Genomic DNA, 14,904 nt, shown 5'->3' with positions numbered 1-14,904 from the left:
CTCCGTCCGATCGGGACGAAATCCGACGTCGTCGACAAGACTTATGCGGGCGACGTGTGCCAGTGACGACCGATGGTCTCCGCCGACGCCCCCGCGACCGACACGCCGTTCGCCGAGCGGTTCGAGGCCGCGTGGGAGGTCGCGACCGACGCCCTCCCGCTCGCGGTCGTCCCGCTGATGTCGAGCCTGACGAGCCCGGACGACGTCGAGCGAGCGCTCTCCTCGACCGGCTAGCACGGGGGAATCGCGTTCGGACTCCCGGCGTCGCCGCCGGATCTCTGGTCGTTCGTGAGCCTGCCGAGCCGAGGGCCGGGTCTCCACGTCTCGCCGACCCTCTCTTTGCTCCCCATGGTCGTCGCGGTTCAGGCCGCGCTCGTCGCCGGCCTCCTGGGGAGCGTCCACCAGTTGCTCTCTACGGGGACGTACGACTTCGTCCGGAACGTCAAGCGGTACTTCGTCCGCGTCCTCGGCTACCAACTGCTGGTGTTCGGGGTCGCGCTCGCGGGGGTCGCGATCGGGGCGGTCGCGGGTCCGCTGTTGGTGCTCGCGATTCCGGGCTACTTCGTCTTGGCGTACCTGTTTTACGCCGCCCCGTACCTGCTGGTCGTCGAGGATCTCGGTGTCGGGGCCGCGCTCGCCCGGAGTTACGAGTGGGCGACCGCGGCCGGCCCCTACCTCTCGTACGCCGTGGGATACGCGGTGTTCACCGCGATCGTATCGGTGTTCGTCACCGTCGTCGCGGTGAACTTCGGCCCGGTCGGTATCCTCGTCGGCGCCGTCGCCACCGCTCCGCTCGCGCTCGCGCTGACGGTCGCCACGACCGAGTTCGTCGCCGACATGGCGGCCGCCGAGCGCGAGGAGAGCGGTCCGGGCGACGCCGAGCGACGCCGCGAGAGCGGGTGGACGGACGATCGAGACGATCCGAACGACGGCCCGGACGGCTCGCCGCGATAGCGTACCGACGAGTCCGCGACGAGAGCGCCGAACTATCGGTCGTTGCGCGACGCGATGAAGTGCTGGAGTCGCGCGAACTCCCCGAGGGTCATCGGCGCGCGGCCCTCGATCTTCTGTTGGATCTGCTTTGCGTCCATCCCGTCCATCTCGACCGCGATCGTGTCGACGTCGAGGACCGCGGTTGTCATCCCCATCAGGAGGTGGTCGCGAGTTTCGAGCAGGATGGCGTCCGCGGGCGGGGTGTCCTCGGCGACCGCGAGCACGGCGGCGGCCGCCTCCAACTCGACCGTCGGCTCCTCGCCTGCGGCGATCGCGTCGATCGTCTCGCGGGCCACGTCGCTCCGGTCGGCCACGGTCGGCGCGCCGACCTCGGCGATGACCGTCGCGAGCTCCGAGAGGTACGCCACCCGAAGCTCGGCCGGGGTCGTCGACTCGGGGTCCTCGATGTCGTCGTACAGCATACCCGAACACAGGGGGCCGGCGTTGAAAGGGTTTCACTTAGCCGCCGCGGGCCGGCCGGGGGATACTCCACCCCGGCGAGCGCTCGTCGGCGTTCCCGTCGGTGTCGCCGACCCCCGGCGCTCCCGGCGGAACGACGACCACGACGACCGTCTCGGTCTCGAACGAAACCCGCGTCGTCCGGCCCAGTCGCTCGACGGCGCCGTCGGCGTCGACGTCGAACTCGACTGTCTGGTTCCGTCGAGTGTAGGTCACCGCCCCGTCCGGATCGCCCGCCCCGGCGGCCGCAGTCGGCGCCCGAACCGCGAACCGCTCGTACGCCCCCCGGACGGAGACGTCCCAGACGTTGAGCGTCGCGTACCAGTAGCCGGGCACGGGCGCGACCGGCAGCCCCGCGGGGACCGACGACAGCACTTCTCCGAACCACCGCTCTCTGGCCCGGTCGGCCGCCCGCTCGCCCGCGTCGGCGAGCGCGTCTCTCGCGAGATCGCGCGCGACCGAGCGGGTCCGGCTCACCGTCGACCGCGACGGTCCGTCGACCGCCGACCGGGCGTCTTCGAGCGCCAACTCGACGGTCACCGACGTCCAGTCGCGTCGCTCGGTCACCCGGAGCGACGGGGTCGCCGCGAGCAGTTCCGCGACGACGCCATCGGCGGCCGAACCGTTCGCCGCCGCGAGCGCGCGCCCCGCGGTCGTGTCCCACCGATCGAACCCGGCCCGGACCGCACGGCGGCGCTCGGCGGCCGTGAGTTCGAGTCCCGCGGTCGCCAACTCGGCGACGAGTCGCGCGCGGAGCGCTCGAAGCGACCTCGACGCCTCCGCCCGGAGCCGGTCGCGGCGGGCGTCGAGCGTCTCATTTCCGACGGCGTCGAGCGTCCGGTTTGCCGCACGGAGCGCGAGACCCGCCGTCCGGAGATCGGTCGCCGATCGGTCGGTCGCGCCGTCGAGGACCGAAGCGACGGCGTCGGCGGCGTCGCCGTACGGCACCGAGAACACGTTCAGGTTCCGGGCCGCGAGCGGGTGGCGCGTCTCGCCTTCGGGTATCGCGGCGACCTGCTCGCGGTCGAGTTCGGCGAGCGTGAGGTACGGCGGCGCGCCGGCGACCGTCAGGTTCGCGGGCGCGCCCGGCCCGGCGGCCGCCATCGGCTCCGCGGGCGGGGTCGCGGGGCGGCCGCGATCCGCGAGAATCCGCCGCGCACGGTCGAGGTCCACACCCGCGTCGGCGAGCGCACCGTCGAGGCCCGCTCGGGTCTCGCGCGTCCGATTCGCCCGCGCGTCGAGGCGCGCGACCGTCCGGTCGAGGTACGCCGCCCGCGCCGCGACGCGCGCACGGTCGGCCACACCGTCGTAGCGTTCGGGCACATCGAGCAGGGCCGCGCGGCGCGACCGGAGTTCCCCGGCGAGCGCGGCGGCCGGCGGCCGCCCGTCGGCGACCGTCGCCGTACGCGCTACCGCGGCCGAGACGTTCCGGACGCGCTCGCGGAGCCCGGCGAGGTCCCGATAGAGCCACGGCCGGAGTTCGGACGGCCGACGCCCAGCGACGGACGCAGACCGAGCGTCGATCCTCCCGTCGACCGCCCGGCGGGCCGCCGCGTCGAACCCGCCGCGGTCCCGAATCAGGCGCTCGGTCGCCGTCTCGGCGACCCCCCGGAGGTTCGGCCCGTCGAGGGCGCCGCCTCGCTCGTGGACGTGTCGGATCGGGCGATCCGGGCCGACCGAGCCCCGGTGGTCGCCCGCGAGGCCCACTCCGACCGCAGAGACGTCGGCCCACCGCTGGACGGTCGTCCGCGAGTCGTTGTCCCGAGTCCACTCGCCGACGAGCGCGTGGGCTCGGACGACCCGCCGGATCTCGTGGGCCAGCAGGTGCCAGCCGCCCGGCGAAGCCGGACGCGGGCCGTCGGCGCGCTCGACCCGGGTCGTGGTCTCGACCCGGCGCTCGCGGAGCGTCCAGTTCCCGCCGGGCGAGTCGAGCGAGGGCCGACGCCCGTCGCGGACCGTCCGAGTCGCGGTCACGACTCGCACGTTCGGGGCGTACGCCGACCGCAGGGTCGCGTCGAACCCCTCGTCGGTCTCGTCGGCGACGAATGACGCGAACGCACGGTCTGCGGTCCGATTGACAGCGACGGTCCGCGACGGCGGCCGCTCGGGGGCGTCCGTCGCGGGGCCGCCGGGAAGCGGGGTCGCCGAGCGGTAGCGGTCGAACCCGGCCGTCAGGAGCTCCGTCGCTCTGGAGCCGCGCTGATTGTGGGCGCCCGCGAGTAGGTCGGTCAGACCGGTTCGGGCGGTCGCCATCGCGAGCGCTCCGCGAGCCGCGGGGTCCGACCGACCGAACGCGGCCCGCTGTTCGCGGACGAGCGCGCCGTTCGCCGCGAGTTCGAGGTGGCGGTTCGCCACGACGTTCTCGATCGGCGCCCCGCCCCGCTGGGCGTACCCCCGTGCCCACGCGACGGCGTAGAGACGTGCGGTCAACCGACGCCCCAGCCCCGGCGCGAGCGGCCCGCGTTCGAGTCGACTCTCGAAGCGTTCGACCCGTTCGTGGAGCGCCAGCGCGGGCGTCGCGACGACCAGCGTCGGCGAGACCGCGGCGCGTTCGACAGCACGCCCGTCCCGACTCGCGACGACGGTGACGTTCCGGATTCGAACCCGGAGCCCCGCACTCTCGGAGTCGCCGGCGGCCGCGATCTCGACTCGGCGCTTGGCGTCCCCGAGCGCGCTCGCGTTCCCGACCGCCGGGAGCGACGCGGTTCCGCGCACGCCGTTCGCGCGAACGGCGACGTCGTCGAGAGCGGCCCGCGCCGCGAGATAGATTCGAACCCGGAGGTAGTCGCGGTACGGCGCGGAGTCGTTCAGGACGCGGCCCGCCGGCGTTTCGGCGGGCGCGACGACCGGGTCTCGGGCGGCCGCCCGTCCGGCGCGGGCGACCGCCCCGCGGAGCGCGGTGGAGCTCGCGGCCGTCGTTCGTTCGACGGCGACCCCGACCGAACGGTCGACCTCGGGGGCGGGGCCGCCGGCGAGCGTCGCGCTGAGGCCTGCGCTCCCGACGAGCAGGACGACCCCGACCAGAGCGAACGGGACCCGGCCGCGGCGGTCGTCGGCCAGCCTCACCGCAACCACGTCCGAACCGTGATCCGGACCCGGCCGACGGCGGTTTCGCGGGCCGCGTCGGTCGCCCCGTCGAAGCGCTCGCGGAGAGTCGGTTCGAGCAGTGTCGCGAGCGCGTCGGTCACGATCCGGGTGGCCCGCGTCGCGTTCCCGTCGGTGAGCGCCTCCTCGACCGCCGACCGAGCGCCGACCGCGTCGGCCGACGTCCGATATCGCTCGACAGCACGGGCGGCCCGGTCCGGGCGGGCACCCAGCGCGGTCCGAGTTTCGATCGGCGGAAACAGCCCGCGGACGACGCCGCCCGCGATCGCTCGGGCGACGCGCTCGAACCCGCCGCCGCGGCCCGCCGCTCGGACGCTCGATCGAACGCTCGGGAGGCCGCTCGACACCGAGAACGCGGCCGCGTGGACGTCGACGCCGGGCGGCGGGGTCGGTCCCGCCGCAACTCGCCCGCGGAGACTCGCGCTCGGGAACGGCTCCCAGCGCGCGATCACCTGCACGCGGTGGTACTCGACACGCCCCAGCGACCGTTCGACGCGCTCCGTGACGGCCCGCGCGAGTCCCGTATCCGCGAGGAGTCGCGACTCGCCGAGCGTTGCGTTTCGCACGGCCGTCGCGGCGAGCAGGCCCGCCAGCGTACCGTGGGCTGTCCGGGAGCCGTCGTCGTAGGACACGCGCGCTGTGCTCGACGCGAGCGTCTCGGCGGCCTCGTCGGCGCGGTCCGGATCGGACTCGTCGGCCGGAATCCCGACGAGCGCGAGCGCGCTCGCGCTCACGAGCAGGAGACAGACCGACGCGTCGAGGACGGTGCTGATCCCGCGAGTCACCGCCACACCTCCGCGCGGAGCCGACCGGGACGGACCCGGCCCGAGCCGATCCGGACGCTCACGGTCGCGGCGGCCGCGTCGGCGCTCGGCGGCGGCGTCGGGCCGGCGGACCACGTTTCGCCGGCCGCCCGGAGCGTGAGGTTCAGCCCGTAGCCGTCGGGGCCGGCGCGCAGTCCGTCCGCGATCCGGTCGGGGTCGACGACACCGGCGTCGGCGATTCGACGCTCGACGCGGTCGACGGTGGGCGAAGCGACGTTCCGATCGGGGGTCGGGACCGCGCCGTCGAGCACGCCCGCGTACGTAGAGAGCGCGGCGCAAACCGCGAACACCGCCACCAGCGCCGCCAGCGGCTCGACCTGCCCTCTATCCGACCAGCGTGACATCGACGCCCTCCCAGGAGACCGCCCGGACGGTCAGTTCGTCGACCGATCGCCACTCCGGCGTTCGGTCGCGCGCGGCCGCGACGGCCCGTCGGAACGCGGTCGGCGACCCGAACGCGGCGTCCGGCGGCGTCCCGCGGAGCACGTCCCAGAGCGCGGTGTCTCGGGAGACCGGCGCCACCGGGCCGTAGGCGAACGACGCGTGACCGGTCGCGGCGTCGTCCCGGAGCCACACCCGGTAGGGGCCGACCTTCACCCGTTCGGCCGCGATCGGGTGGCCCGCGGTCGTCGCGTGGTCGGCCGCGGCGACCGTATCGACCGTGTCGGCGACCCCCGCGGCGTCCGGCGGTGGGGCGCGCGGCAGCGACGTCGCCAGACCGACCGCGACTGTGCTCGCGAGCGCCACGCCGATCCAGACGTACCACGCGTCGGCAGGGGCATCGAACATGGCCCGGGTTGGTCGCGGGATCGGACTTAAAGCTACGCCGCGAGCCCCGCACCGACGAACCCCGCGAGGAACGACCCGACCGCCGCCAGAAGGGCGAGTCCGACCCGATAGCCGACCAGCGCGCGGTCGAAGCCCCGTTCCAGCGCGGTGGCGAGCGCGGTGAGCACCGCCGCGAGCGCGAGCACGTAGGTCGAGACGACGACGCCGAGCGCGCCAGTGGGGAACGGCTCGCCGAGCGCACTCGCGGCCATCCCGTCGGCGAGCGCGACCGTCGCACCGCCGACCAGCGGCCCGAACACCGCCGCCGTGTTCCGGAGCGTGCCGGTGACGCGGGCGAGCTCGCGGCGGGCCTCGCGCTCGACGCGCTGGAGGTCCTCGACGTGGTCGGCCATCGAGACGATCGCCCGGCCCGCAGGCCGGCCCTCGCGGGCGGCGAGCGCGAGTAGCGCGGCGACGCTCCGGGCCTGCGGGCTCGGCACGTCGGCGAGCGCGCCGTGTTCGCCGAGGAACGCGGTCCGGACTCCGACCCGGAGGCGACGCTGGACGCCCGCGGCGGTCGCGAGCGTCTCGCCCGTGCGGCCCGCGACCTCCGGGGCCGCGTCGGCGATCGCCGACTCGACGGCCGCGCCGTCGCTCACCCGCCGGCCCACGAGGTAGAGGGCGTCGGTCAGATGGCGCTCGACCCGCCGGGCGTCGTTCCGGACGAGCGTGACCGGCCGGAACCGCACGACGAGAGCCGCCCCGACCGCGAGCCCGAGCGTCGCGGGCCAGCGCGTCCACGCCGCGAGGGGCGTCGTCACGGCGAGTCCGACGAGTCCCGCGGCCGCGCTCGCGGCGACGACCGGCCAGCGGCGCTCGGGCACGTCGGGGTGAGAGCGGGCCACGTCGGGCGGGGGAAACGCCGCCGGTCGGCGCACGACGAGCCACGCGCCCGCACCGACGAGCAGTCCCGGCAACAACAGGTCGTAGACGACCGCGAGCGCGGGGATCGAGACGGGGACGCCAGCGACCCGTGCGGCCGGGAGCACCGCGACCAGCGCGAGCGGGAGCAGGACGCCGAACGCGTACACCCCGGTCGTCGGCGCCCGGGCGTCGTCGGCGAACGACGCCATCCGGTCGCGGGTGCCGTCGAGGATCGCGGTCATCGCCCGATCGAGGCTCCGGGCGCGTTCGCTCGCGGGGGCATCGGCGGCCGCCTCGACGAGCAGGACCGCCCGCCTGAGCGGTGGGTTCCGGTCGGCCCACGTCGCGCCGAACGCCGCGAGTCCCGATCCCGGCGTGCCCGCGGCGCGCCGGACGTGATCGCGGAGGCTGGCCGCGAGCGGCCCCTCGGCCGTCGCGGCGAACGACGCCGCCCGCTCGCTCGCGGGCTCGACGCGCATCCGGAGTACGAGTCGGGCGACCAGCGCTGGCGCGGCTCCCATCGCGGCGGTCCGCCGAGCCGTCGCGAGCGCGATCGGAGCGCGTCGAACGCACCGAGCCGCGCCGACTGCGACCGCGAGCAACGCCGCGGCGACCAGCGGTTGGAGCCCCGTCGGGGCGACGGCGAGCGCAGGGACCCCGAGACAGGCGACGAGGACGCCGGCTCCGCGCCCGGCACGCACCACCGCATCGGCGTCGGCGTCCGCGCCGAGGTACGAGAGCGCGCGTTCGAGTTCCGGACCGGTCGACGCCGGTCCGGAGACGAGCCGACCCAACCGCCCGACGAGTCTCACGAGCGCCTCCGGTCCGCGTAGGCCGCCGTCACGTCCGCCGGGTCGGTGCAGTCGTCGGCGGCTAGCTCGGCGAGCAGCGCCTCGCGGTCGGCGAGCGCCGCCCGGACGTCCGCGTAGCGCTCGTCGCCGCGCGCGAGTCGGGCGGCGAACCGGCTCTCGCCGCGCTCGATCCGCCCCGCCGGGTCGAGCGAGCCGCCCGAGCGCTCGAACAGGGGCTCGAACCGGTCGCCGTCGACGACCTCCTCGATCCGCGCGGCGCGGCGGCCGCCCTCCGGAGCGTCGCCGGCGTCGAGGGTCACCACGAAGTCCGTCGCCGCGAACGAGGAGGCCGGCACGTCTAGGTCCGAGACGACCCGTTCGCGGACGCCCGCGCCCCCGCTTCCGTGGATGGTGCCGAGCACCGCATCGCCGTTCGCGCCGACCCGCATCGCCTCGTAGAGGACGCGGGCCTCCTCGCCGCGGACCTCGCCGACCACCAGCGCACCGTCGCCGAGTCTGAGCGCGGCTCGGAGCGCCTCGGTCGGGTCGAGCCCGGTCCCGTCGTCGGTCGACGTCCGGAGCGGCTGGACGTCCCGGCCCTCGCGCTGGAGTCCGGCGACCGGGAGTTCGGGCGTGTCCTCGATGACGACCGTGCGGGTCCGAGCGGGCAGTTCCCACAACAGCGCGCCAAGCATCGTGGTCTTGCCCGCGCCACGCGGCCCGGCGATCAGCCCCGCCCCGGCGCGCTCGACCGCGAGCGAGAGGAACGCCGCGGCGTCGGCCGGCAGGGTCCCGTTCGCGACGAGCGCCGGCAGGGTCCAGGGCGTCGGGTCGCGGGCCCGGAACGCGAACGCCGGCCCGTCGCTCGCGGGGTCGGTGACGCCGGCCACCCGGACGCTCCCGGCCGCGGTGTCGGCGGTCGCATCGAGCGTCGGGGAGGCCCGCGAGAACGCCCGGCCGCTCGCGCGCCGGAACCGCGAGGCCAGCGTCTCGGCGCCAGTCTCGGTGAGTCGGACGTTGGTCCGCATCCGCTCGCCGTCGGCGACGACCCGTAGGGCGTTGTCGCCGACCGGCGCGGTGGCAAACACGTCCGAAACCCCGGGGTCTCCGAACAGATCGGCGAGCACGCCGTACCCGCGGGTGTGCTTTTCGAGGACGTCGGCGATGGTCGCGACCGGCGCGTCGGCGTCGTCGGCCGCCCGGCGGACTGCCCGGCCCGGGGCGCGCTCGCCGCCCGGGACGTCGCCGGCCGCGAGCAGGTCGTGGGCCCGAGCCAGCGTTTCGAGCGCGGGGCGGTCGAGGTCGCGCTCGACGGGGTCGAGGTGATAGGTCGCGATCGGCCCCGGACCGTCGTAGATCCGGACGGTCGCGCCGTTCGCGGCGGTTCGGCGATCGCGGAGCGTCGCGTCCGCGGGCGGGCGAGCCCCGACCCGGGCCTTCGCGATCGGCGGGCCGACGAACGCCGCGAGCGCGTCGGCGGCCGAGGACTCGCGTTCGGCGATCGCGGCCAGACCGGTCTCGGCGGCGATCTCGCTCGCGGGACCGGCGCGACCGACGGCGTCGCGCGCCGCCCGAATCGGCGCCGTCGTCGCCCGGTCGGCGAGGTCAGCGTCGTAGAACGCGACGCGCTCGACGAACCGACCCGCCGCCGCCAGCAGCGCCGCGGCGTCGGCCTCGTAGGCGCGTTCGAGCCAGTCGGTCCGCGTCACCACCGCGTCGGCCGCCCGGTCGGCGAGCGCACGGATCACGGTGGCTCGGCAGTCGGCGCTGTCGGCGAGGTCGCCGTCGCCGGGGCAGTCGGTCGCGTCCACGACGAGCGCCCCCGATTCGAAGCCGGGGTCGCACGCGCAGGCCGGATCGGGGCTCGCAGGATCGCCGAGTCGCGCCAGCAGGTCACGCATGTGGCGTGGTCGCCGCCCCCTCGGTGTTAAATGTCGGGGAGCCGCTCGGCCCGGTCGCGAGATCGTCGCCGAGCCCTGCCGGTTCGGCCACCTTTAGGGCGGTGAGCGTCCAAGCGCCGGCATGGACGAACGCGACGACCTGCTGATGACGCCCGGTCCGACGGAGCTCCCGCCGGCGGTCCGGGAGGCTATGTCCCGTCCGCCGCTGAACCCGGACGTCCAGCCCGAGTTCGCCGACTACTACCGTTCGCTGCTCGACAAACTGGCGAGCGTCTACCGCACCGACGACGACGTGGTGGTGCTCGCCGGGGAGGGTATCCTCGGGCTGGAGGCCGCGGTCGCGTCGCTGGTCGACGACGGCGAGGAGGTGCTCTCGCTCGCCAACGGGACCTACGGCGAGGGGTTCGCGGACTTCGTGACGACCCACGGCGGCGAGCCGACGCTCCACGAGGCTCCGTTCGACGCGGGATTCGACGTCGAGTCGGTCAAAGCCGCGGTCGAGGACGGCGACTACGCGGTCGCCACGCTGGTCCACTGCGAGACCCCGACCGGCGTGCTCAACGACATCGAGGAGCTACTCGGCGTGCTACAGGACGCCGGCGTGGTGACGGTGGTCGACGCCGTCTCCTCGCTGGGCGGGACGCCGGTTCCGACCGACCGGATCGACGTCTGTCTGGGCGCGTCCCAGAAGTGTCTCAGTTCGCCGCCGGGGCTGACGACCCTCTCGGTCAGCGACCGAGCGTGGGAGAAAGTCGCGGCGACCGATCAAGGCGGCTTCTACGCGAGCCTCGAACCGTGGCGCGGCCTCGATCTGGCCGACGAGGACCCCGACATGCTCCCGTACACCCACGCGGTGTCGAACCTCTACGCGCTGGAGGCGTCGCTCGATCTGCTCCTCGACGAGGGGCTAGGGTCGGTGTTCGAGCGCCACGAGGCCGCCGCCGAGCGGTGTCGCGAGCGCGGTCGCGACCTCGGGCTGGAGCCGTTCGCGCCCGAGTCGATGGCGTCGCCGACCGTGACCGCGTTCGAGATCGAGGGCCGCGCGGACGAGATCCGGGACCGACTCGAAGCCGACCGTGGCGTCGTCGTCGCCACCGGACTCGGCGAGCACGCCGAGGACCTGCTCCGAGTCGGCCACATGGGGTACGGCGCGACGATCGAGCGAGTCGACCAGACGATGGACGCGCTCGGGGCGATGCTCGAGGCGTCGTAGGGTCAGAGCGACCCCGCCGTCCGGGCAAACACTCATGTGGAACGACTCACAACTGTTCGGTATGAACAAGTGGCTACGCATCGGCGGGTGGGCCGCGCTCGCACTGGTCGGCCTCTGGGTGGTCTTCGAGGTCGTGAGCGTCGTCCTCGGCTTCCTCTCGTGGGTCGTGAGCACGGTCGTCTCGCTGCTCGTGTTGGCGCTGTTGCTGTATCTGGCGTACCTCGGAGTCTCGAAGCTGTTCGGCGGCTCCGGTGGCTCGGGCGGGTCCCGATCCCGATCGCAGTCCCGCGAGAAAGAACGCGCCTTCGAGTGACGTGGCGTCGCCGGTCGGTCGGGCAGCCCACCCGGTAGAGAGTGTCCGATGGGTGAGACACGACATCCGAACGACCCGTCGCCTCGTTCCGTCAGAAAGAGCCGGTGGAGGGATTTGAACCCTCGGCCTATTCCTTACGAAGGAATCGCTCTAGCCAGTCTGAGCTACACCGGCACGCTCGGCTTGTACGCACACCGAGCGCGACCTCGTGGCGCTCGCCTGCACTCATTACTACCTGCGACGGTGAAGATAAGCGTTCCGAAATCGCACGACCTCAGCGACTCAGCCGCACGTCGAGACAGACGTTGAGTTCGTGAGGCGCGTACGACCGGACCGTGTGGCGGGTCTCGACCGCGACCGCGTACTCGGGCTCGGCGGCCTCCCTGATCGCGGCCTCGCCGGGTCCGAACGGGTCCTCGTCGTGCTGGATGTCGTAGTAGTGGATCACGCAGTCGTCGCCCGCGAGTTCGACCGCGGTGTCGAGGAAGTCGTCGGCGCTGTGCGGGAGGTTCATCACCACGCGGTCGGCCCAGTCGGCGTAGTCGGGGGCGACCTCTCGGACGTCGCCCCGTCTCGCGGTGACCCGATCCGCGACGCCGTTCCGACGGGCGTTCTCCCGAAGGTACTCGACGGCTCGTTCGTTCAGATCGACGCCGACGACCTCCGCGCCGCGCTTCGCGAACGGGATCGCGAACGGGCCGACGCCCGCGAACATGTCGAAGGTCCGCTCGTCGGACTCGACCTGTTTGGCGACCCGGTGGCGCTCGGTGGCGAGCCGCGGCGAGAAGTACACCTCGGCGACATCGAGCAGGTACTCACAGCCGTACTCGCGGTGGACGGTCTCGGTCCCGTCGCCGGCGAGCACCTCCCAGTCGCGCACCCGGAGTTCGCCTTTGACCTTCGAGGCGCGGTTGAGGACGGTCTCGGCCGGAACGTCCGACGACATCACCGCGTCGGCGAGCTCGCGAGCGCGGTCGGCGTCGTCCTCGTCGACGATCACGATGTCGCCGAGCCGCTCGTAGGAGGGTTCGAACCCGAGCAGGTCGGCGGGGGTGTCCTGCGTGCGTCGCTCGTCGACCTCGCGGACGACGACGGTCAGGTCCTCGGGCACCGCCTCGGGGTCGGTGACCGGCACGAACAGAGAGCCGTCCTCGGATTCGATCTCGCGGTCCTCGGCGACGAGGTCTGCGTCCGCGAGCCTGCGGCGAGTCTCCTCGCCGCGCTCGCGGTCGACGCGCACGCACGGCGCTTCCATGACCGAGCGTTGGGTCGGTCCGGCGTTAACCCTGACGCTTCGCCGGCCGACGGCGACGCCGGGCTCGCTCGGCCGCACTCGAAAAGCTATACACCGGTCCGCTCGTAGCCCTGGTATGCTCACTTTCGTCGGACTCGGCCTCTACGACGAGCGCTCGATCACCGTCGAGGGCCGAGACGCCGTCCGGAGCGCCGATCGGGTGTTCGCGGAGTTCTACACGAGCAGGCTCCTCGGCGCGACCGTCGAGGACCTCGAATCGTACCACGGCGTCGACATCGACGTTCGCGACCGGGCGGGCGTCGAGCGCGACCCCGAGCCCGTCCTCCGGGCGGCCGAGGACGGCGACGCCGTCTTCCTCACCGCCGGCGACACGATGATTTCGACCACCCACGTCGACCTCCGACTGCGCGCCGAAGACCGGGGGATCGACACTCGGATCGTCCACGCTCCGACCGCCGAGTCGGCCGCCAGCGGGCTTACGGGACTCCAGAACTACCGGTTCGGGAAGGCGACCACGCTCCCCTTCGAGTACGCCCACGGCGCCGACGGACTGCCGGCCAGCGTCACCGACACCATCGACGACAACCGCGAGCGCGGGCTCCACACGCTGGTGTACCTCGACATCAAAGCCGATCGCGAGGAGTACATGACCGCCGACCACGCGGCCGGCCTGCTCGCGGCGGAGTACGGCGACGCGCTCGGCGTGGTGGTCGCGCGGGCCGGAAGCCCCGAACCGCTGGTCGCCGCCGATCGGCTCTCGGCGCTCGCCGATCGGGAGTTCGGCGACCCGCTCCACCTGCTCGTGGTGCCGGGCGACCTCCACCACATCGAGGCCGACGCGCTCGGGACGCTCGCGGGCGCGCCGGAGGAACTGCTCGACGTCGAGTGACTACCGTTTTTCGCCGTTGCCGTCGGCCCTGACGGGGCGGTCGGTCCCGACGGCGTCGTGGAGGTCGTAGTCGTCGCCGGTCGCGATGTACAGCACGTCCTCGGCGACGGTGAGGAGTTCGGGGACCTCGCGGGCGACCGCCCACGCGATGCCCACCAGCGCGACGACCGAGAGGCTCTGGGCGAGCACCCGATCGGAGATGAAATAGGAGACCATGTTGGGGTTCTGGTAGCCCACCAGCCCGCTGATCGGGTCGACGAAGATCTGGAACCACTGGAAGCTGAACGCGAGCGTGATGAACACGACTCTGACGAGGTTGAGCCCCCAGATAACGGGGATCGCGATCGCCAGCGCCCGGAGCTTCCGACCGAGCGGGGCCCGGACCGCGCCGATCAGCCCGCCGAAGATGGCCATGCTCCCGAGGCCGGTGCAGGCCAGCAGGACGTTGGTGGTGAACTCGCCCTTCGTCGGGTGGACGAACAGGTACGTGCCCTGAATCTCGCGGCCGTGGTTGATGACCTCGAACTCGTAGCCCATCGCGTCCATGACGAACGCCCCCTGGGCCGCCACGGTCTCGATCAGGAGGTGCTTTGCGGGCGTGATCATCGTGAACGGCAGGTAGATCAGCCCCATGATGGCGACCGCCCGCGAGAGCAGAAAGAGAGTCTCGCGGCCGTCGACGAGGAGGTAGGCGGCGTAGAGACACGCCGGTAGCGCCGCGAAGCTCAGTGCGCCCTCGATGAAACTGCGCTGCTCGAACGCGAAGTGCGGGAAGAGGGCGGCCCAGAAGACGCCAAAGACCACCCACGACGCGGCGGCGAGATAGCGCGCCCGACCGCGACCGCGCTCGCCCTCGTACCAGTCGTAGGCGACGGCCGCGGCGAACAGTCCGACGGTCAGCCACGCGAGCGCGTCCGTGAACGCGGAAGTCACAGTTAAGCGGTACCAAGTCCGCGAAGGATAAAGCATTGACGGCTCCGACCGCGACCGGTAACCGCGGCTTAGCTCACGCGAAACGTACCGTTTCTGCGCCGGGCGCCGTCGCTACGTGGGTCGGGTCTGCGAAAGAATGGGAACCGCGAATCGCACGGCACGTTGAATCGAACCCGGGGAGGGTTCGGTGGTTAGGTTGCGTTAGTTGCTGCGGCGGACTGCCAGCAGCGCGGCCGCGATGAGCGCGACCAGCGAGACAGCCATGCCGAAGCCGGGGATACCGCCGTCGCCACCGTCACCTTCCGTGGTTTCGGTCGCTTCGGTCGTCTCCTCTTCTTCGGTCGTGGTCGTCTCTTCAGTCGTGGTCGTCTCTTCGGTCGTCGTCGTCTCTTCAGTCGTCGTCTCTTCAGTCGTCTCTTCGGTCGTGGTCTCGTCGCCTTCGCCGTCGTCGTCGGACATCGATTCGACGAGGACCGCATCAGTCACTTCGTCGTCAGTGTCTCCGCCCTCGGCGTAGACACGAGTCAGCTGGGTGC

Annotated in this window: 15 protein-coding genes and 1 tRNA gene; 5 read left to right on the top strand and 11 right to left on the bottom strand. The window is 73.1% G+C overall.

The genetic code is table 11. The annotated features are described in order from the left end of the window. Positions 1-72 precede the first annotated feature (72 nt). Positions 73-234 carry a hypothetical protein gene (locus EPL04_RS18850; RefSeq protein WP_167599491.1) on the top strand — a complete coding sequence of 54 codons (162 nt, stop codon included), beginning with the start codon at positions 73-75 and terminating at the stop codon, positions 232-234. A gap of 54 nt (positions 235-288) precedes the next feature. Next, on the top strand, positions 289-954 hold the full coding sequence (locus tag EPL04_RS14795; protein WP_134671971.1) for a hypothetical protein: 666 nt from the start codon (positions 289-291) through the stop codon (positions 952-954). Positions 955-986: 32 nt separating this feature from the next. On the opposite strand, the gene EPL04_RS14790 is transcribed toward EPL04_RS14795, so the two are convergent. The 7 genes from EPL04_RS14790 to EPL04_RS14760 are packed head-to-tail and all read right to left on the bottom strand — an operon-like array spanning position 987 to position 9,765. Then, positions 987-1,415, bottom strand: a complete 429-nt coding sequence (locus EPL04_RS14790; protein ID WP_134671970.1) for a DUF5791 family protein — start codon at positions 1,413-1,415, stop codon at positions 987-989. Positions 1,416-1,452: 37 nt separating this feature from the next. Continuing rightward, complete coding sequence (locus EPL04_RS14785; protein ID WP_134671969.1) at positions 1,453-4,518, bottom strand: DUF7286 family protein; 3,066 nt, start codon at positions 4,516-4,518, stop codon at positions 1,453-1,455. Continuing rightward, positions 4,515-5,342 carry a DUF7284 family protein gene (locus tag EPL04_RS14780; protein WP_134671968.1) on the bottom strand — a complete coding sequence of 276 codons (828 nt, stop codon included), beginning with the start codon at positions 5,340-5,342 and terminating at the stop codon, positions 4,515-4,517. Before EPL04_RS14780 ends, EPL04_RS14785 begins: the two co-directional genes overlap by 4 nt. After that, positions 5,339-5,725, bottom strand: a complete 387-nt coding sequence (locus EPL04_RS14775; RefSeq protein WP_134671967.1) for a DUF7285 family protein — start codon at positions 5,723-5,725, stop codon at positions 5,339-5,341. Before EPL04_RS14775 ends, EPL04_RS14780 begins: the two co-directional genes overlap by 4 nt. Continuing rightward, positions 5,706-6,170, bottom strand: coding sequence for a DUF7283 family protein (locus tag EPL04_RS14770; protein ID WP_134671966.1), 465 nt, complete (start codon positions 6,168-6,170; stop codon positions 5,706-5,708). Before EPL04_RS14770 ends, EPL04_RS14775 begins: the two co-directional genes overlap by 20 nt. Before the next feature lie 32 nt (positions 6,171-6,202). Next, positions 6,203-7,885 (bottom strand): type II secretion system protein, encoded by a 1,683-nt coding sequence (locus tag EPL04_RS14765; protein WP_134671965.1) that lies wholly within the window; start codon positions 7,883-7,885, stop codon positions 6,203-6,205. Continuing rightward, positions 7,882-9,765, bottom strand: a complete 1,884-nt coding sequence (locus EPL04_RS14760) for an ATPase, T2SS/T4P/T4SS family (protein WP_134671964.1) — start codon at positions 9,763-9,765, stop codon at positions 7,882-7,884. Before EPL04_RS14760 ends, EPL04_RS14765 begins: the two co-directional genes overlap by 4 nt. Positions 9,766-9,886: 121 nt before the next feature. Here EPL04_RS14760 and EPL04_RS14755 point away from each other — a divergent pair, with 121 nt between their 5' ends. Both EPL04_RS14755 and EPL04_RS14750 read left to right on the top strand, forming a co-directional pair. Continuing rightward, positions 9,887-10,978, top strand: coding sequence for a pyridoxal-phosphate-dependent aminotransferase family protein (locus tag EPL04_RS14755; RefSeq protein ID WP_134671963.1), 1,092 nt, complete (start codon positions 9,887-9,889; stop codon positions 10,976-10,978). A 61-nt stretch (positions 10,979-11,039) separates the two neighbouring features. Continuing rightward, positions 11,040-11,291, top strand: coding sequence for a hypothetical protein (locus EPL04_RS14750; RefSeq protein ID WP_134671962.1), 252 nt, complete (start codon positions 11,040-11,042; stop codon positions 11,289-11,291). Between the two features lie 99 nt (positions 11,292-11,390). Here the strand turns inward: EPL04_RS14750 and EPL04_RS14745 are convergent. Beyond that, positions 11,391-11,465 (bottom strand) — tRNA-Thr (locus tag EPL04_RS14745). Between the two features lie 100 nt (positions 11,466-11,565). Continuing rightward, positions 11,566-12,546: a class I SAM-dependent methyltransferase gene (locus EPL04_RS14740; protein WP_134671961.1), complete on the bottom strand. Its 981-nt coding sequence runs from the start codon at positions 12,544-12,546 to the stop codon at positions 11,566-11,568. A gap of 115 nt (positions 12,547-12,661) precedes the next feature. Between EPL04_RS14740 and dph5 the strand changes: the two genes are divergently transcribed. Next, on the top strand, positions 12,662-13,435 hold the full coding sequence (gene dph5 / locus EPL04_RS14735; protein WP_134671960.1) for a diphthine synthase: 774 nt from the start codon (positions 12,662-12,664) through the stop codon (positions 13,433-13,435). On the opposite strand, the gene artA is transcribed toward dph5, so the two are convergent. After that, the gene (artA, locus tag EPL04_RS14730; protein ID WP_245154589.1) at positions 13,436-14,368 is read right to left on the bottom strand and encodes an archaeosortase A; all 933 of its coding nucleotides are present in this window, start codon (positions 14,366-14,368) and stop codon (positions 13,436-13,438) included. It lies immediately after the preceding gene. A 201-nt stretch (positions 14,369-14,569) separates the two neighbouring features. Continuing rightward, positions 14,570-14,904: PGF-CTERM sorting domain-containing protein (locus EPL04_RS14725; protein WP_134671958.1), on the bottom strand; the 335-nt coding region annotated here is incomplete at its 5' end.

Origin of the sequence: Halorussus marinus (assembly GCF_004521895.1) — an archaeon.
GTDB lineage: Archaea > Halobacteriota > Halobacteria > Halobacteriales > Haladaptataceae > Halorussus > Halorussus marinus.
The sequence above is the reverse complement of the archived record's forward strand: the minus strand, read 5'-3'. Positions and strand labels throughout refer to the sequence as shown.